The sequence below is a fragment of the Nocardia neocaledoniensis genome (assembly GCF_003182135.1).
GTDB lineage: Bacteria > Actinomycetota > Actinomycetes > Mycobacteriales > Mycobacteriaceae > Nocardia > Nocardia neocaledoniensis.
Map to the genome: position 1 here is coordinate 172,952 of NZ_QGTL01000013.1, position 17,236 is coordinate 190,187.

Below are 17,236 nucleotides of genomic sequence, written 5' to 3' on the forward strand. Positions count from 1 at the left end.
CCGGCCCGACAGTGATCAGTGCTGGCCGGGTACACGCGATGAAGGGAGCAGCACGTGCTCACGATATCTCGCCACATTGTGACCGAAGGCCGAGTCTTGCAGGCGTTAGGGGGAATTCACTGCAAGACGCTCGACTTCCGGGATCGGATCCTCCAGGGGGAACCGCTGACTGCCAGCGCGTTGACGGCCCTGCGCGATGAGCTGCTCGATTACGTGGGAGCAGAGAGTCTCGAGGACCCGGAGCTCGTCGGTTCGTACACGCAGATGGTGCTACGAACCGCGGCCGAGTGTGCCCTTGGCGCTCTCGGGGTTGCGGTGTTCCCGTGGTACGACTTCGAAGTGCCGCTGCCGCTAATCGGAATCGGTGTGCGCACCGGTGACGCGAAGACGTGGCGACATCGGACCGATCCCGTCACTCCGGCGATCTGGTTGGCCGCATTCCGGACCTGGTTGTCGAGCGGTGAGGCTGCCGACCCCAGCCGCGCGGTCGCGATGGAACTGAAATGCTGCTTCGCGCCGGCGATCCGGGCAGCGGCATCCAACAGGGCTGCGACACAGGGTGATTGGTTGGCCGAAGTTGCCGAGATGGACGCGCTGTGCCGCTATCTGCCCGACCCCGAGGACCACCCGCCCGCGGAGTGGCCGAACGCTCGTTTACGGAAGCCGACTGCGTTGGCGCTTTCGGAAGCGGCCCGAAGCCTTGACACCCTCACGGCGCAAAGCCCATCCCGCAGGCTCCTGCGCACGCTGTTGGAGGACGACCAGCCCCTGTTCGAACAGGCGCTGGCGGCCACTCTGACCGCGCATCACGACCGCGTCGTGCCTGATCGTCCCCGGACACTGTTGCCCGTCGACATCATCGCCCCGGTCGTGATCGCCGTCCGAGTGCATGGATGGGACCTACGCGTGCGATCTGACTACCTTCCCCGTCGCCTGACTTCGGCAACCTGAAATGCATTCTGCCGAGAGGATTTGAGAACCACTTGCCGCATTTCGCATTCCCACGGGTGCGAACAACCTGACGCCGGGTCACGGGAGCTGGCAATAATCTCGTCCCGATGAAGATCGGCGGTTGCGGGGAGTCGGGGTGGCCTCCGCGGTGATGGGAGGCATTGCCCGGGGCTTCGGCGGACTTGCCGAGTCGATCACGCAATCGCTCGCACGCTTCGCGGATCATAATGCGCGCAGGGTGATTCGAGGCAGCGGTGCGATCAAGGCTGGAGCGAAGGAGTTATCAGGCCAAGATCACTTGAGTCGAGCGGCGGGGTTATGCCCCGAGCGGGCGCCGCAGACGGATGACGTGCCGAGCGGTCGGTGCGCGGTCGGTCCAGCTGCGGTGGGACCGATTCAGCCGGCAGCCGGCCCGCTTGGTCTGCCGGGCTATCTGTCCGGCTCACTGTCTGCGCGGGAGGCGCGGATTGTCTATCTCAATGGTGAGCAAAGACTGCGCACGGTCAGTGACGGGCTGGTGGACCACGTCGGGCCCGAAGACAGAGCGCGGACTGTGCACGAACTCCGGAACGAGTTGAGGTCGTTCTGCCGTGTGGCGATGGCTGATCGTTCGCATGCCCAGCGCCTGGAGGACGAGTGTCCGAATCTGGCCTGGGAGCACGTCGTCGAGAAGTATCGCCTTCGGGGATATGCGGACGACCGGCTCTATGGCGAGATTGCACGAGCGGCCCTTCGCGCACGATCGGCCACCAACTCGCAGTACGGCGTCGATCCGGATGCGCCTCCGCACCTGCCGACCGTCGGCCGAGAAACCATCGCGGGGGAACACGCGGGACTCGCTCCGCGGCCCCGCGCCGCCGACAGCTGAGGACTGCGCCGGGGACGAGGCGGTACAGCGAACTCGGATCGCTGGGTTGGTTCTGCGCCGGGTAATAGCCAGATCACTGCACTTTCTCGCTGGTGGGAAGCTCGTAGGCTGCTTTCAGCAAGATTCGTTCCGCGAGGAGTTCGATTGATGGCCGAGCGTCGTATGCCGATAGGTGACTACTGGGAGTGGCAGGCGCTCGGCTCGTGCGTCGGGATGGATTCTGACATGTTCTTTCACGGCGAAAAGGAGCCGCGGCGGTATCGCAGCGCCCGAGTGGCACAAGCGAAACGGGTGTGCGCGGGGTGCCGGGTGCTGGACGAATGCCGAGACTTCGCGCTGACCTACGGCGAACATCACGGTGTATGGGGCGGCCTGTCCGAGGAGGAGCGGCGCCGGATAATCCGCGAACGCCGTTATTCCGACGACTGCACAGAGCGCGGCGGCGGACGTGAGGCTCGGTTGATCAGGATCTGAACCGCATCGGGCGGTATGCCCGATTTGATCGACCGATATTTCGAGAGGGGTGCAATTGTGCCGGAATCATCCGGTGCGGACCGGGTGTTTCATCCCGAGTCCGCGGCGCAGCGACGCTCTGACGCGGAAGAGCGTGACGAAACCGACGATGAATTCTTCGCGCGATTCATGCGCCGATATCGGGACGACCTGAACTCGAACGCGGAGTGAGACGAGCATTTCGCCTATTCCGTGATGTACGAAGGGACCGTCGAGTGGTGATCGAAGTCGAGGATCAGACTGTGCCAGAACCCGGGTGCATGTGCGCCGATGATGTTCGGATCTATGCGGAGCGCATGCTCGAATATCCGACTTTTGAGGGTGTTGATCCGATCCGTGCAGCGCGAGGTGCCGGAGGTGCCAGCCGGGCGCAGCAGGAGAAGGAGCGGGTCCAGTGTCATCGCGGCGGCACGCCACCGCCAGGCCAGCTCAACGAATTCGAACACCGACGAATTGACCATCATCGGCGTGCCGGCAATGCCTGCAATGGGGGGCGCGGGGCAGCGCGATGGACCGCAACGGATAGCGAATACCATGCCGCAGGCGGTAGCCGTGATCCGCAGCCCGTCCGCCGCACCGATCCCGGTGCCCAACTCATAGCGCCGCTCGCATGATCGATCGGGTGCGGTCGGTTCACCCTCGATGTATGTCGAGCGATAGTCCGGCCGCACGACGAAGTCGGTCGGAAGTCCCCACAGGGCCAGGCTCACACGCTGCTTTTCCGGGAGACGCCAGTGACTGAACGCTGAGCTCGACAGGCGATGTTGTCTCTGCGGAACGACCAGCCGGGCGAGCGGTGCGTTCATGATCGCATCGAGCCGATCATCGATTGCTGACAACGTAATCCCTTCTTGACAATTCATCGGCGCGCGGCGGCAGCGCTCGGTGCCGGGACCGCAGAGCCTACGGCTGCGAATTCTCTTTGCCACTGGTGGGAACTCGAACCCCGCCGACCTGGGAATCAATTACCTCGATTGGATGTGTGATGGACACAACGGTTTCCGTGGAAAACCTGATCTCGGAGCTGTCGGAGATCGTGGGCAGAGCGCACGTGTTGACCGACCGGGCGATCACCACGAGCTACGTCACCGATTGGACGGGGCGTTGGCGGGGGAGTGCTGTTGCCGTGGTGAGACCGGGAACCACTGGAGAGGTCGCGCAGGTGATGAGGCTGTGTCGACAGGCCAGAATCAAGGTAGTTCCGCAGGGCGGAAACACCGGACTGGTCGGCGGCTCGATCCCGCTGGAAGGCGAACTGGTCGTGAGTTCGACGCGACTCTGTGGCGACCTCGAGGTCGATCCTGTCGCCCGCACGATCGCCGCGGGAGCTGGTGTGACGGTCGCCCAGGCGCAGGCTGCCGCGCGCGCGGCGGGTCTGGTGTTCGGTGTCGACCTGGCCTCGCGTGACCTGGCGACTCTCGGTGGCATCGTGGCCACCAACGCTGGTGGCATACGAACGATCAAGTACGGAGACACCAGGTCCCGCCTGTTGGGCATTGAGGCGGTTCAGTCGGATGGAACGGTGTTGACCCGGTGGAAGTCGATCGAGAAGGACAACGTCGGCTATCACCTCCCCGCGTTGCTGGCCGGCTCGGAGGGAACACTCGCGTACATCACCAGAGTGCTGATGAAGCTGGCGGTCCCACCCGCCGCCGTCGCGGTCGGCCTGGTCGGGGTCGATTCGATTCGGTCAGGGCTCGCGGTGGTCGACGACCTTCGTCGCCGGGGCACCACGCTCGAAGCGGCTGAACTGATGACAGCGGAGGGGATCGAACTCGTCCGGCGCTACAACGGACTGGCCTCGCCGATGTCGGCTGATGCGCCCTACTACCTGCTGGTGGAGGCGTCGCACGCCGATGATCCGTTGCCGGGGCTGCTGGAGACGATCGGGGGGCTCGGTGGCATCGTCGACGCCGTGTTCGAGAGCGGTCGCGGAGCTCGTCTATGGCGATACCGGGAAAGCCATACGCAGGTCGTCGCGCTCTCGTCTACGACCCCGGTCGTCAAGCTCGACGTGACGGTGCCGTTGATCAGGGTGTCGCGCTTCGTCGACGAGCTCGAAAGCGCTGTGCGTGTTCGCTTTCCGGCGGTTCGACCGATTCTTTTCGGGCATGTGGGGCAGGGCAACATCCACGTGAATCTGCTCGATGTGGATCCCTCCGACCGGGAGCAGGTCACCGATCACGTCTTCGGGTTGGTCGCGGACCACGCAGGCAGTATCAGTGCCGAGCACGGGGTAGGTCGTGCGAAGGCGCCGTGGCTTCATCTCGGGCGAACCTCGGCAGACATCGCTGCTATGCAGGCGATCCGATTGGCGCTGGATCCTTCGTTGACGCTGAATCCGGGTGTGCTGTCCGCGCCGTCGCGGTCGTCGGGATCTGTTCCCGACGAGCGGTAACGGTCGACTCCCAGGCGCTTCCGGCGAGCCTTCCCCTCGGTGAGAAGGCGCCGTCCTCCTGCGGCAGAATTTGCCGGAGAATGCTCCTTGAAATTCTGTTGGAGGGTTCGGAAGGGGTTGGGATGAGTCATCGATACACGCCTGAATCGGAGGACATAATCCAGCGCATGCACGAGCAGCACAGGACTCTGCTGCGCCGAGGGAGGAATTTCTCGCTGCGTATGCTGTTCAGTAGCGCGGAATACGACATCGCTCAGTACTCTCGCGAGTTCGTTCCGAGTGAGTTCGGAAGGATCGCCTGTGCCGATGCCAAATCCTTCTGTCGGGAACGCGATATCTGGCTGGAGGACGGCGGTGACCACTACAACAGCATGACCCCCTACCTCTACAACGGTGCGGCGGACGCCGAGCGGCTGGCGATGATCGGCATCTACAATGCGATCCTGTTCTGGTTGAACGACACAGTCGGGCGCGAGAAGTTCGCCCACCTCACCCGAGGTGATCGTCAGCGGGCGCGGACAAGTGTGAACCGGCTGTGCCGGATTCTCGCGGAGGCGGAGATACCGCGGAATCCGCTACCGGTAGAACAGGCCATGATCGACTTGATGGCCGAGATGCGAAGGCATGCCGGTCACCCGTGGTGGGAAGAGTTCCTGGCGGCAACCGCCGCGCACCTGCGTGCGGCGATCCGGGACCAGAACGCCCGGGCTCGCGGGTCGTTGCTGAGTGTGCCCGAGTACGTCAGGGAGCGTGCTTTCGTTTCCGGGATGTATCCGGCCATCGCGCTCTGTGAGTTCGGCAGCGACGACTTCATCGACTGGGACGCGCTCCGTGGGCTACACCTGGGCTCGTTGTTGACGCGCGCCAGGGATTTGACCGTCGAGATCGGTGCGCTGATGAACGACATTTTCTCTTTCGAGAAGGAGTGCATCACCGACCGCGCGGACTTCAACCTCATTCCGGTGGCGATGCTCAACCATCCGGGATGGGACCTGGTCGAGGCGTTGCGGTACTCGGCGAACGCGGTTCGTGAGCGGCTGGTCGAATTCCGTCGACTGCAACAAATATTGACGAATTCGCCTGCCTGTATGGCCGGGATCCCGCCCGCGCTGTCGAAGGGCATCGCGACTCATCTGCGGGATCTGCGCGGTTGTGTCCAGGCGACCTGGGTGTGGCAGACGCAGACGTTGCGGTACAAGGGGCAGTCCATCTTCATGGAGAACCGCTTGAATTGATGTGATTTCTCAGGGCTGGGAACGAGTGTGATCAGACGTTGCTCGATGCCGTGCTAGCGTCCCGAAATCGGCAGCGTCGTGTGTGACTCCTTTAAAAACCTGGTGCGAGGGGGTTCGGTGATTGACCTGGTGGGCATTCTCTTGGCGCGAGCGTGGTGGCAGGCACTCGCCGCCGTCCACCGGGTATATGAGGGGACACCGGATTCCCTCAGCGATCTCGCCGGAGCGCTTGTGGACGGTCTCGAATCCGATCCGTTCGACGCCGAGGTCGGTGTCCACGTGGGCGCGGGCCTGGTCGCCGCCGGGCTCACCGATCCCGCGGTGCTCGGAACTACCGCACAGATCTTGTCCGCGGTGGGCGGCACACACCACAGCGGACCCGAACTGAGCGACCGGCTCGCGAGGTTGATGGTCGGATTCGGGCAGGGATACGGCATGGAGATGCATCGCCGGCGCGAATCGGGTCCGCAAATGACGGTTCGCTCGGCGTCGAGCAGCACACCGGACGAGCGGTTTCGAGTGGTCTTCGACAACGCGGCGATCGCGATCGCTATCGGAGACACCGATGGTGTGCTGCTCGACGCCAATCGCGGTTTGGCCGAGATGATCGGCGTTCCGATCGAGGCTCTTCGAGGGGTGTCGGTCTACGACTTCGCCCACCCAGAAGATCGTGACGCCATCCGGGGCCTCGTCTACGGGGAGTTGGTTCCCAACCGCCGCGGCACCGTGAAACTCGAGCAACGCCTCATGCGTGCCGACGGCAGCAGTGGGTGGGCGTCGTTCGCGATCACCTTCGTCAGTGGGGTCGGCCGCCATGCCGACTATCTGCTCGCCGTGGGCGAGGATGTGACCGAACAGCATCGGCTTCGTGAGGAACTGTACGCGCAGGCACGGCTCGATCCGCTGACCGGACTACCGAACCGGCGTTGCCTGCTCGAACGTCTGACAGCGATGATCGCGCGTCCACATCGTGGCGACGCGCGGATCGGGCTCTGCTTCGTCGACATCGACGGATTCAAGCGCGTCAACGACTGTTACGGCCACGGGACGGGTGACCAGGTGCTTGTCGAGGTCGCGACCCGGCTCGATGCCGCTGTTCGTGCCAGGGGCTATCCGTTGGTTCGAATCGGCGGCGACGAATTCATCGCGCTGATTCCGCCGCCGGCTGAGCGCGCGGATGTGGTGGCCGCCGCCGCCGAGTTGAAGTCCGCGTTGGCGGACGATATCGCCCTGGGCGACCGGGTATTTCGTATCGCCGTCAGCACCGGTGCGGTCTTGGCCCCGGTGTCCGGTGCGGAGCCCGATGTCCTGCTCGCGGCCGCCGATGCCGCCATGCGGCGCGCGAAGGCCTCAGGAAAGGACCGATGGGTCGTGGAGCACGTCGGTTGACGTGTGCCCGGTCCAGTGTGCCGTTGTCCATGTGCGCAATGTGCTTGCGCAGCGGCGAGGCATTCGGCTACCGTCGAGGTACCAGTTCGGCGTAGCTGGTTTTCCGAGGACTGTTGAGCAGCCTTGAGGATCAATTGATCCACGGGCGCGCGCGTGATCGACGCGCCCAGGCATCCTCGGAGACAGCAATGAGCATCACGTGGCATGATTCGCCGGTAGCGGAAGACGCACTCTTCCCGGTCAGCTCAGATCCCGCCCCCAGACTGCGACCGTCGTGCGCGGATAGGCCCGACGAGTGGGATATGGAGCGCGGAAACGCTGAAACCTGGCGTGAAGCGGTTCGGATCTGCGGCGAATGCCCGCTGTTCGTGCAGTGCGCGGAGCTCGCCGGTGCATTGGCGGCCAAGGGGCAGCGGCCCCGAGCCATGATCTGGGCGGGCGTCGCGTACGACGGTGCCGGCGCGGTGATTCAGGACCTCGAGTGGTATCGCCCGGATTCGCGGCACTCGCGGGGCTTGCGTGTCATCCGCACGAGCTCACGGCCATGTGCGACCACCGCCCCGATCTCAGCGCCTCGGCGCCATCTGGTGCTGGGCCGTCCGCTCGGGTCCACCGGAACCAACGGCTCGTGATCGTCTGGATGTCGGTCGTGGCAGAACGGGGTGGCATCTGATGGCAATGCTGTGTGTGGCCATCGATTCGGCGCAGATCGCGGCGGCGCGCATAGTCGACGGGGACGTCGGTGGAGACGATGTCCGGCGGGCGGCGATTCCGGCCGCGTCGGTGTGGGAATCCTGCCGAAACCTCTTGACCGAGGTCGCCGGGGAGATGCCGATCACCGCGATCGGTCTGGCAGTCGTTGGTCCCGTTGACATGGCCGCGGGAGTCGTTGCGCCGGTGGACATTCCCGAGTGGCGTGCCGGATTCGACATCGTCGGCGCCATCCGGAGCCTGTTTCCGAGCGCCGCGGTCCGGTTCCTCGTCGACGGTGCGTGTCTGGCCCTGGCGGAGCGCAACCTGGGGCACGCCAGCGAGGCGATCGACTCGCTGGTTGTCCTGGTCTCCGACCTCGTCAGCGGCGGCATCATCGTCGGGGGATTGACGATGGTAGGCCGAACCGGAAACGCCGGAAACTTCGGGCACATGCCGGTGCCGGGCTTCGACGGTCCCTGCCGGTGTGGAAGTCGTGGATGCCTGGACACCGTGGCCGCTGGTCGATCGATGGTCGAATGGGCACGCGCCCGTGGTTGGACTGGGCAGAATCCACGAGAGCTCATCGACGCGGCGCGCAATGGCGAGACGGTTCCGGTGGAAGCGCTGGCGCGGGCGGGGACAGCGTTGGGGCTCGTCATCGCCTCCGCGGCGGTACTGCACGACGTGGACCTTGTCGTTGTCGGTGGCCTGGCCGGGGAATCGGGCCCGGCACTGTGGGATCCGCTGGTCGCGGCGGTCGCCGCGCACGCGCGGACCGGAAACCTGACCGAGCTGAGGGTCGTCGCGTCGGAACTCGGCGAGGAGGGAGTTCTCGCCGGTGCCGCGATTCTCGCGCTGTCCGGTGAAGACGAACCGGGGTGAACCAGGTGCCGCCATCGCGAATACTGGGATTCGGCGGGATGAAGAAAGCCGTTTCCCACCGGTGGGGACAATTCCGCAGTCACCGCCGTCGGTGCTATCTCTACCATTTCCAGAATGAAGACCATGATCCGTGAGCACCAGCAATCCGGGGATGCACTGCTCCGGAGAATGGCAGCTCGGCGCCGTCGCGACACGATCATGATGGCAGTCCTGGTCGTCCTGGCGGTTCTCGGGGGAGGGCACGCGATATTCGAGTTTCTGACACCGGAACAGCCGCGGCGACCGGATGAATCCGCGGTGGTCGCGGTCGGTCGAGCGCAATTGGTCGAGTATTTCGCCGAGCGATTTGTCGTCAACTATCTGAGTGCGATTTCCGGACAGCAGGAACGGATCGGGGAATTCGTATCGCTCGGGCAACATATCTCGCTTCCGCCGACCGGCCGGCAGGTCTCCGACAGTGCGGTGGTGCACGCCGTGCGCACGATGTCGCGCGGGCAGCTCGACATCTGGTCGGTGACCGTGTCGGTACGGGTCGACAAGGCTGCCTCCGCGACAGTTGAGCAGCGTCAGTTCTATCGGGTCGCGGTCTCCGTATCCGGGGGGCAATTGCGTGCCCTGGCGGTGCCTACGATGGTGCCGTCGCCGACACGTGGACCAGACCTCGCGATGCTGTACTCGACCCCCTGCGGTGTGGAGACTCCCCTGCACCAGGTGGTTTCAGGGTTTGTCAAGGCTCAGATCGCTGGTGACGGTGATATCGGCAGGTACACGACGCTCCAATCGGGCATCACGGCACTGACGCCGGTGCCGTTCAGCGGCGTCGAGGTGATCTCGCTCGTCGCCGACGACTCCACCTGCGGTGGCGCCGGGACGCGCGCTCGCGTGCTCGTGCACGTCGCGCCGAAACTCGACGGCGGCAACGGGGCGCCACTGGCATTTCCGCTGACCCTCGTCCGAGGTGGCGAACAGTGGCAGGTGCAATTTGTCGACCCCGTCCCCGCGCTCGCGGAGCCGCTCGCGGTCGTGTCGGGGGGCGTGCAGAGCGGCGCGACGAGCATGCCTTCGTCGACGACCACGACGCCGGGAGTTTCCATTCCACCGGCGACCCAGAAGTGACACCACAGGAGATGGCGCAATGAACAATCTGACGAACATTCTTTACCTCGTGCTGAATTTCGTGCAGAAGGCCGGATTGATCACGATCATGATCATCGGAATGGGCGTTCTTGTCGTCGAAGCGGCGCGTTCGAGACTTTCGGTGGCAAAGATCTTGGGGGTCACCGGTGCGGCCGTGCTCGCCGCCACGCTGTTCTGGATTCTGCCGGCGCTGATCAACTACGCCCGCTCCGATTCGAACAGCATCGTGCCGAATTTCCCTGTCGGGGGTTATTACTGATGACGCAGCTGATCAAGGTGTACACGCCGGTCAAACGCGTTCCCACCATGATCGGCAAGTCTCAGAACGGTCAGAAGTTGCCCTTCGGGCCCTACACCATTCCACAGGTCGCGGGCGGGATCATCTTGTTGGTGTCGACAGCGGCCTGCTCCATGGCGCTGCCGACAAACCCCGCCGTGACTTTCCTCGTCGGGGTCGCGGTGACCGTGGTGACTGTCTTCCTGCTCGGGCTGGTGCCCTTCACCGGAATCAGGATCAGCTCCCGGGTGCTGTGGGTCGGACGGCTGCTCGTCTTCCGGGCGCCGGTGTCGGCGTCTGGAATGCCGGTCGACTCCGAGTCGGTCCGGCACAGCCTGTTCATCGAGGAATCCGTGGTGGTCGTCTTGCCGGACAACGCTTCGCGGAGAGCCGGTTCCGGCGACGCACGATCAGCAGGTGGCTGGGCCGCGGTGCGCGGCTCCGGATCGGAGACACGAGAACGATGACCATTGGGCGGGATCTCCAGCCGACCGCGGCGGTCCGTGGCAATCTGCAATTCACGCGCTCGGGCCTCGTCACCGCGACGTACTTCATCAGCCCACTGGGCTACGGCTTGCGTAAGGCCGCCGACAAACACGACGTCAAACTCGCGCACCACACGATGATCAACAGCCTGCCCGATGGCTCCCTCCTCCTCGGCATCCAGGCGCGACTGAACACGAAAGATGTGCTGACGAAGATGGTCGAGGGTGTCGACCTCGACGTGTGCGAGGACTACGCCGATGAAGTAGTGGCGTCGTATGAACGCATCCGCGCGATCGTCCCGCACACCCGCCTCTTCCTGCTGTCGATTCCGGTGGGCGCGGCCAACTCCGGCGTTTCCGCACTGTCTCGACTGTGGCGAAACAGCACCGCGACGATCGATGCGACGTCGCTGTCGCGCGCGGATCTCGAGATCTACGACAAGAAGGCGGCGGAGGTGCTGTCGAAGATCGGTAGCGAATTCGATCCCGTGCCTGTGCCGGCCGCGCTGTTCCAATGGCTGTGGGAGCATTACCTCTCGCGTGGCGGGGCCAGCGATCCGGACGCGCCGACCGAGTCGGGCATGCTCGAAGACGCGACCGCGGCAGTCTTCCGCGCCGCGGCCCTCGACGAGGGTGCGCAGACCGACGGCAAGCGGCGAGTCCGCCCGTCGTTCGTTCCGGTGGTCAAGGTCGTTCAACCCGAATTCGACCAGGCGCCGTCGTATCAGGCGATGCTGACGCCGCACTCTTTCCCCTACTCGGGCATGGGCTTTCCCGGTGGAAGCGAATTCTTGAACGTGCTCGAGGGCCTCGGCGACGTGACAGTCGACTGGGGCATGCGAATCTCCACCAGGTCCGCGGACCAGGTGCTTCGGAACAACGAACTGAACCTGCGCCGCCTGGGCGAGCAGATGGACCAGCGCGATCAAGAGGTGTCGTTCGCACAGAACACGCTGGCGGCGAAGGCTCAGATGCTGGGCGAGTACAACCATCACTTCGAGGTCAACAGCGGCGAGTCCGAGGTCACGTTCACCACTGTCATCGCGGTCGGTAGTTCCTCACGCGAGGTCACCATGGACGCGGTCAACGCGTTGAAGCGTCGCTACAAACGATTTCAAGTGGAGATGATCGCGCCGCTCGGCGCACAGGTGGATCTCTGGTCGATGCTCGTGCCCGGCGCGCCTCATCGGCGCGCTTTCGACGACTTCGCGCATATCGTGCCCTCGGACATGTGGGCCGGGTTCGTCCCGTTCATCTCGAGCCAGGTCGGCGACGACAGTGGGCCGGTGATCGGTGTGAACTTGCTGTCCGGGCATTTCGAGCCCATCCATTTCGGCATCATGGAAGCGGCACTGCACGATCTGTCCGCCTCCTTCGCGGTCACCGGCGAGCTGGGGTCCGGCAAGTCGTACTTCCTGAAGCTGATGGCCGTTCTCGTCCACGACATGGGCGGTCAGTTTCTGGCCATCGACCGAAGCCAGGTCGGTGAATGGGAGCATTTTGCCGCCTCGATCGATGACGCTGTCGTTGTGGACCTCGCCAACCCCACCGTGTCGCTGGATCCACTGCGGCTCTTCGACCGCCGCGTCGCCGGCGAACGGGCTCTCGACACGCTCCTGCCGTTGCTGGATCTGTCGCCGACATCCGGGGCGGGCGCGATCGTATCCAACCTGCTGAGCCCGAACAGCCTGGCGGCCAACGACATCTGCACAATGCTCGATCTCTACCGGGTGTTGTGCCGGCGCCGGGACTCGTCGTCCGGCGACCCCGATCATGCTGATGTCGCGGCCCGCATGGCCGCGTTGGTGGAGCGCGTCCCGGTCCTGTTCGATTCGGCACTGAAGCCACTGCGACTCGATGCCGCCGCGACGGTGGTCCGCAGCCACAACCTCGCCTTGCCGACGGCCGAGGAGCTCACCACCCCCCATCTGTACAGCAGGCTGCCGCTGACCAAGAGGCTCGGGACCGCGCTGTACGAACTGGTCGGCGTCACGGCCAGAGAGGCGTTCCTCAGCGACAACGGGAGATTCGGGTTGCTGGTGGGCGACGAGGCCCACCATTTCACCCAGACCCAAGTCGGCGCGGCGGTCACTTCGGACTTCAGCCGGGACGGGCGAAAGCACCTGGCCGCCATCGGACTGGCTTCGCACGACCCAGCAACCGACTTCCGCGGAGCGGCGCACAACCTCATTCCGAACCGCTTCGTCTTCCGCCAGCGTGACGAGGTCTTGGCACGGAACAGTCTGGAATGGCTCGGCGTCGACCTCGACGAGGCGCCATACCTGCTCCAGGTGCTGCGCGAAGAGACCTCCCCGCCGGTGGGTATCGGCCGACAGGTTCCCCAGGAACGTCGGGGCGAGATGTTCATGCGAGACGCGCTGAGCCGGATCGGTCGCGGGAAAGTACTCGGCCCGGCTAGGCCGGATCGAGCCGCGGCGATCACCAGCACCCCGCAAAGCGAGCGCGGCGGCAAACAGGCCGTCGCGGCGCGGGCATCGGCCCATCCGGTGGACACCGGCGATCGAGCGTGACGAGATGCTACGGGCGACAACGAAAGTCGACTTCTGGAATCCAGACCGTTGGCGAAGGCCGGTGGTCATCGATCGCATCGGTCGATGGATCGGTGCTACCAGGCCACGGCGATGGACCGTACGCGTCCTACTGGTCCTGCTCGCACTGACCGTGTTTCCCGCCGTGCTCGGCGCGGCGGCGACCGCCTCATCAGATCCGGAGTCCGGCGCCTCGGCGACGAACAGCGCGCTCAGCTGGATGGATGTCCGGGATTCCTATGGTGTCGAACTGTCCGACTACTTCTTCGCGACCGATTTCGGTAGCGTGATTCATCCCGAGAACACCGCGATCGCCACCATCATCAATCTGGAGTTCGCCGGGTGGCTCGTGATCGTGACAACCGCTATCTGGCTCATCGGGTATGTGCTCAGTTTCGCCTGGCTCGATCTGATCGCGAACGCGCTGCGCGGAGTGTCCGAAGCCGCGGCCTCGCAGATCGCGACGCCGGTGATGCTGGCCACCGCGGTGTCGATCGGTGCGTTCTTCGTCGCCTACTTCGTGATTCGAGGACTGCACGCCAAGGCCGCCATGCAGGTCGCCACGATGTTCGCTGTCGCGGTCATCGGCCCGTTCTTCCTCGCCGCCCCACTGGCCGAGATCATGTCGTCGCACGGTCTGCTCGCCTCCGGCCGCGATGTCGGCGTGGGGATCGCCGCCGGGCTCAACGGCGACGGCACGAGCGACCCCACCCAACTCGTGGAGACCATCCAAGGCACCATGGCGGAGAACTTCGCACGCCGCCCTCTGCAGGTGTGGAACTTCGGCCATGTGGTGGACAACCGCGCCAACTGCGCGGTCGTCTGGACCGTGGGCGTCAACTCAGGCGATGACGAACGGCTGAAGGAAGGCATGCGCACCTGCGGGGACTCGGCGGCCTACCGCGCGGCCGCCGACCCGAGCGTCGGACAGATCGGCGCCGGGCTGCTGCTCATCATCTGCGCAGGCATCCTGCTCGGCTTCTCCGTAGTTCTCGCCAAGCGAATTCTGCGTGGTGCGCTGGATGCGATCTATCACGGCTTCCTGGCCATCGTGGGGTTCGCCGCTGGCGGATTCATCTACGGTCCGACACAGACCTTCTTGGTACGCAACATCGTGGACAGCGCCGTCGGAGCGCTCGAAATGACCTTCTACACAGTGGCTCTCGGGTTCAAGATGCTGCTCCTGGGCAACATCTTCCGGCTCGCCGGCGACGACGTCATGGCGGTCTTCGTCATCGCCGCACTCATCGAAAGCGTAGCGATCAGTCAGCTCAAGAGGGCCGGACGCAGCTTCGACGAGAGCAAGGATTGGGTGGTGTCCCGGGTGTCTCAGGCACTTCGAGGGGCCGACGCGACGCCGGTGAGAGCTGGCGGCGGTGCCGCCGTCGCCACCGGGATGGGCAGCACCGGTCTCCTCCGCACCCTTCCTCATGCGCTGATCGCGGGCTTCGCGGCAGCCAGCACGGTGAGCAACTCGCCGCTGACCGAATGGGCGCTCGGGAAGGTACCGCGGCCGCTACGCCCCTATGCGCGCCTCCAGAAAGAGGTGATGCTCTCGCAGGCGGGGATCTACACGAGGCCAGGGCTCGGTGGCGCCGATGGGTGGCATGTCCAGACGATGCTGAACCGTCCCGTATTCGCCCGCGCAGCACTGCGAGGAGCGCAAGCGTTCGGTGGCATCGACACGGTCATGGGCGCCGCCGGTGCTCTGATGGAGTTGTCGAAGGTAGGCGGCGGACTGGACGCCGCAGCTGGAGCACTGCACGGCGCCGGCTTCCGAGACCAGGACCTGATTCTCAACGCCGTCTACTCGTGGGGAACCATCCTGCACAACTCGGAGGATGAGACGCTCGCCAACAAGCCCTTGGGTCGAGTGGTCGCCGCCATGCAGCGCGCACAACATTCCGCGCTGTCGGTCGCTCGAGGAGGCGGCGATATGCAGGAAGCCGCAGCGGATATCGCTACGTTGCGGGCGAACGCGGCTCTCTATCGTGAGGCATATCCGGGGGGCGTCACCCTCGACGGTGGCGCCGAGGACGGGCCTCAGCGCGCATTCGTGAGTGACTACATGGCGAATCCGACCAGCCCGAAGATCCTCGCGCTGCAGAAGCTGTCCGGCGGTGAGGCTTTGAATGAGGACGACCACGCAAAGAGCGGTGGGCTACTCACCGGCATCGATCCGGTCGATGCGGCTCGCATGATGCAGTGGATCGGAAATGAGGATGCCAAGCGGACGTTGGAGGCAGTCGGTCGGATCGTTGAGAATCCCGCCGATGTCCAGTTGTGGCGAGACGCGCGCCGGACGATCTCGAATGCTGCCAGCACCGATCAGTGGTCGGCGGGCCTGAACCGGACCACGACCAATTCCCTGGCGCCGCCTCCGAGCGACCAGCCCAATCCGGGGTCGGAGACCGTCAACTGGGCCGCGCTGAAAGCGATCGCCAACCGGACGCGCCGGTGAGGCGGAGATTCACGCGCATCGAGGAGGGACGCAGGTGATTCGCAATCTCGTCACCACGGCGGTGACATGGCGCTTGGTACTGCTGGGAGCCACCGTGGGTTTGACGCTGGTCACGATTGCCTTCGTGGCATCGTTGAGCAGCTTCACGTCATCGGTGGCTGCGGATCTTCGCTACCAGTGTGACAGTGCGGTAGGCCCGGACCCATCGGCCGACGCGGCGCCTGCGCCCACCCCGCCGGTGTCGAAGCGAGCATCCCCGCGGACTGCGCCGCCGTCCAGTGCGACGACGAATCCATACGCGGAGTTGACAATCGATTCAGACGACCCGGTCACGGGCTGGGAGCGAGAGTGCCTCTCCGCTATGAAGACCGCTCCCTACCAGGATTCGCCGGATACGTCCGTCAATGCTGGCCCAGCAGTCGAGTGCGCTCGGCACCTGGCCCTGCTGCTGGTGTCAGCGGGCTCGATGCACGAAGACGATACCGGCCCGCGGTCAGATATGGCAGCCACGATCCGGTCGCTGGTCTTCGACGCCTCGATGGCCGCCGAAACCGGAGAGTGTCGGGCCGCTCAGCTGTCTCCGGCGACCGGCGGATCGCTCGAGGAGTCGAGCTCGCAGGCCGGCGCCGGATCCGGGCACTCCTGCCCGCCATTCGCCGCGAGTGGATCTCCGGTCCTGCTTCCCAGCACTGTTGCGGCGCAAGCGCGCTGCGGGCAGCGGGTCGCCCCTGCGGCCCTGTCGGCGGGCGACCTGGTGTTTTGGAACTACCACCAGGGCGCGCCCAGGCTGGCCGCGATCGCCGTCGGGGGGAACGACATCATCGTTGCCGGCCAGGGGTCGACCGGTCACCGGCGAACACACCTCCCCACGGAGTCGGACGTGCGGATCAAGCGAGTATTGGGCGGAGCAGCATGACGAGCATCGAGAGCCCCGGCGAGCCGCTGACGGCGAGCGAATATGGACCGGACCGCCGTGATCCGTTGCCGGGCCGGGGGCCGCACACGGATCGGCCGAACGGCAAGCCCACGGGGCGGCCCGCCCCCGCTCCCGGTCGGCCGGCAGCCCCGGCCTCGGAGGAGGGCCGGACCGGTCAACCCGGCGGTGCTGTCGCGGGTCACCCTCCGCCACCGACCGCGCCGCATCAGGGTCCTGTTCCTCCCTCCGCCGCCCCGGGAGGCCCGCCACCGGCCGCCCCTGGCGGAGGCGCACCGCCGGCCGGTGTGGCGCCTGGTGCTGCTCCGGTCGAGCCGGGCGCGGCCCCGGCCGCGTCAGCCCCGCCGGATCCGAACCCACCTGCCCCGGTCATCGACTCCGATCTGGTCGCGCAGGTGCTACCCAGCGCGCTGATGGCCGGGACCATGGCCTTGACCGCGATCCCGTCACTGATCAGCGCCCTC

The 17,236-nt window shown here is 65.3% G+C and carries 16 protein-coding genes; 15 read left to right on the top strand and 1 reads right to left on the bottom strand.

The window, feature by feature from the left end:
• Positions 1-54: 54 nt before the first annotated feature.
• The 4 genes from DFR69_RS28320 to DFR69_RS34230 all read left to right on the top strand — a co-directional run bounded on the left by DFR69_RS28320 (position 55) and on the right by DFR69_RS34230 (position 2,503).
• Positions 55-951, top strand: a complete 897-nt coding sequence (locus DFR69_RS28320) for an immunity 49 family protein (protein WP_146229448.1) — start codon at positions 55-57, stop codon at positions 949-951.
• Positions 952-1,087: 136 nt separating this feature from the next.
• Complete coding sequence (locus tag DFR69_RS34225; protein ID WP_146229449.1) at positions 1,088-1,819, top strand: hypothetical protein; 732 nt, start codon at positions 1,088-1,090, stop codon at positions 1,817-1,819.
• A 147-nt stretch (positions 1,820-1,966) separates the two neighbouring features.
• A complete protein-coding gene (locus DFR69_RS28325; RefSeq protein WP_110040708.1) occupies positions 1,967-2,293 on the top strand; it encodes a WhiB family transcriptional regulator in 327 nt (108 codons plus the stop codon).
• Between the two features lie 15 nt (positions 2,294-2,308).
• Positions 2,309-2,503 carry a hypothetical protein gene (locus DFR69_RS34230; RefSeq protein ID WP_146229450.1) on the top strand — a complete coding sequence of 65 codons (195 nt, stop codon included), beginning with the start codon at positions 2,309-2,311 and terminating at the stop codon, positions 2,501-2,503.
• A gap of 14 nt (positions 2,504-2,517) precedes the next feature.
• Here the strand turns inward: DFR69_RS34230 and DFR69_RS28330 are convergent, their stop codons facing one another.
• A complete protein-coding gene (locus tag DFR69_RS28330; RefSeq protein WP_167456437.1) occupies positions 2,518-3,171 on the bottom strand; it encodes an SUKH-4 family immunity protein in 654 nt (217 codons plus the stop codon).
• Between the two features lie 146 nt (positions 3,172-3,317).
• Here DFR69_RS28330 and DFR69_RS28335 point away from each other — a divergent pair, with 146 nt between their 5' ends.
• The 11 genes from DFR69_RS28335 to DFR69_RS34235 all read left to right on the top strand — a co-directional run bounded on the left by DFR69_RS28335 (position 3,318) and on the right by DFR69_RS34235 (position 16,754).
• Entirely contained in the window at positions 3,318-4,730 is a 1,413-nt protein-coding gene (locus DFR69_RS28335) for an FAD-binding oxidoreductase (RefSeq protein WP_110040710.1), read from the top strand.
• 167 nt (positions 4,731-4,897) lie between these two features.
• Complete coding sequence (locus tag DFR69_RS28340) at positions 4,898-5,965, top strand: terpene synthase family protein (protein ID WP_110040711.1); 1,068 nt, start codon at positions 4,898-4,900, stop codon at positions 5,963-5,965.
• Positions 5,966-6,244: 279 nt separating this feature from the next.
• The gene (locus DFR69_RS28345) at positions 6,245-7,354 is read left to right on the top strand and encodes a diguanylate cyclase domain-containing protein (protein ID WP_146229452.1); all 1,110 of its coding nucleotides are present in this window, start codon (positions 6,245-6,247) and stop codon (positions 7,352-7,354) included.
• A gap of 188 nt (positions 7,355-7,542) precedes the next feature.
• On the top strand, positions 7,543-7,986 hold the full coding sequence (locus tag DFR69_RS28350; protein WP_146229453.1) for a hypothetical protein: 444 nt from the start codon (positions 7,543-7,545) through the stop codon (positions 7,984-7,986).
• A gap of 40 nt (positions 7,987-8,026) precedes the next feature.
• Positions 8,027-8,929 (top strand): ROK family protein, encoded by a 903-nt coding sequence (locus tag DFR69_RS28355; RefSeq protein WP_110040714.1) that lies wholly within the window; start codon positions 8,027-8,029, stop codon positions 8,927-8,929.
• Positions 8,930-9,043: 114 nt separating this feature from the next.
• Positions 9,044-10,045 carry a conjugal transfer protein gene (locus DFR69_RS28360; RefSeq protein ID WP_244198498.1) on the top strand — a complete coding sequence of 334 codons (1,002 nt, stop codon included), beginning with the start codon at positions 9,044-9,046 and terminating at the stop codon, positions 10,043-10,045.
• 19 nt (positions 10,046-10,064) lie between these two features.
• Positions 10,065-10,325 carry a hypothetical protein gene (locus DFR69_RS28365; RefSeq protein ID WP_110040715.1) on the top strand — a complete coding sequence of 87 codons (261 nt, stop codon included), beginning with the start codon at positions 10,065-10,067 and terminating at the stop codon, positions 10,323-10,325.
• A complete protein-coding gene (locus tag DFR69_RS28370) occupies positions 10,325-10,810 on the top strand; it encodes a hypothetical protein (protein ID WP_186817353.1) in 486 nt (161 codons plus the stop codon). Before DFR69_RS28365 ends, DFR69_RS28370 begins: the two co-directional genes overlap by 1 nt.
• A complete protein-coding gene (locus tag DFR69_RS28375; protein WP_110040716.1) occupies positions 10,807-13,359 on the top strand; it encodes an ATP-binding protein in 2,553 nt (850 codons plus the stop codon). The genes DFR69_RS28370 and DFR69_RS28375 overlap by 4 nt, the downstream gene beginning before the upstream one ends.
• A 61-nt stretch (positions 13,360-13,420) precedes the next feature.
• Entirely contained in the window at positions 13,421-15,838 is a 2,418-nt protein-coding gene (locus tag DFR69_RS28380) for a hypothetical protein (RefSeq protein ID WP_110040717.1), read from the top strand.
• Between the two features lie 34 nt (positions 15,839-15,872).
• A complete protein-coding gene (locus tag DFR69_RS34235) occupies positions 15,873-16,754 on the top strand; it encodes an NlpC/P60 family protein (protein WP_146229454.1) in 882 nt (293 codons plus the stop codon).
• The last annotated feature ends 482 nt before the right edge of the window (positions 16,755-17,236 follow it).

What these genes read in the sequence shown, in the direction of transcription:
- DFR69_RS28325 (WP_110040708.1), top strand. Translation starts at nt 1,967, where the DNA reads ATGGCCGAGCGTCGTATGCCGATAGGTGACTACTGGGAGTGGCAGGCG.
- DFR69_RS34230 (WP_146229450.1), top strand. Translation starts at nt 2,309, where the DNA reads ATGCCCGATTTGATCGACCGATATTTCGAGAGGGGTGCAATTGTGCCG.
- DFR69_RS28335 (WP_110040710.1), top strand. Translation starts at nt 3,318, where the DNA reads ATGGACACAACGGTTTCCGTGGAAAACCTGATCTCGGAGCTGTCGGAG.
- DFR69_RS28340 (WP_110040711.1), top strand. Translation starts at nt 4,898, where the DNA reads ATGCACGAGCAGCACAGGACTCTGCTGCGCCGAGGGAGGAATTTCTCG.
- DFR69_RS28350 (WP_146229453.1), top strand. Translation starts at nt 7,543, where the DNA reads ATGAGCATCACGTGGCATGATTCGCCGGTAGCGGAAGACGCACTCTTC.
- DFR69_RS28355 (WP_110040714.1), top strand. Translation starts at nt 8,027, where the DNA reads ATGGCAATGCTGTGTGTGGCCATCGATTCGGCGCAGATCGCGGCGGCG.
- DFR69_RS28360 (WP_244198498.1), top strand. Translation starts at nt 9,044, where the DNA reads ATGAAGACCATGATCCGTGAGCACCAGCAATCCGGGGATGCACTGCTC.
- DFR69_RS28365 (WP_110040715.1), top strand. Translation starts at nt 10,065, where the DNA reads ATGAACAATCTGACGAACATTCTTTACCTCGTGCTGAATTTCGTGCAG.
- DFR69_RS28370 (WP_186817353.1), top strand. Translation starts at nt 10,325, where the DNA reads ATGACGCAGCTGATCAAGGTGTACACGCCGGTCAAACGCGTTCCCACC.
- DFR69_RS28375 (WP_110040716.1), top strand. Translation starts at nt 10,807, where the DNA reads ATGACCATTGGGCGGGATCTCCAGCCGACCGCGGCGGTCCGTGGCAAT.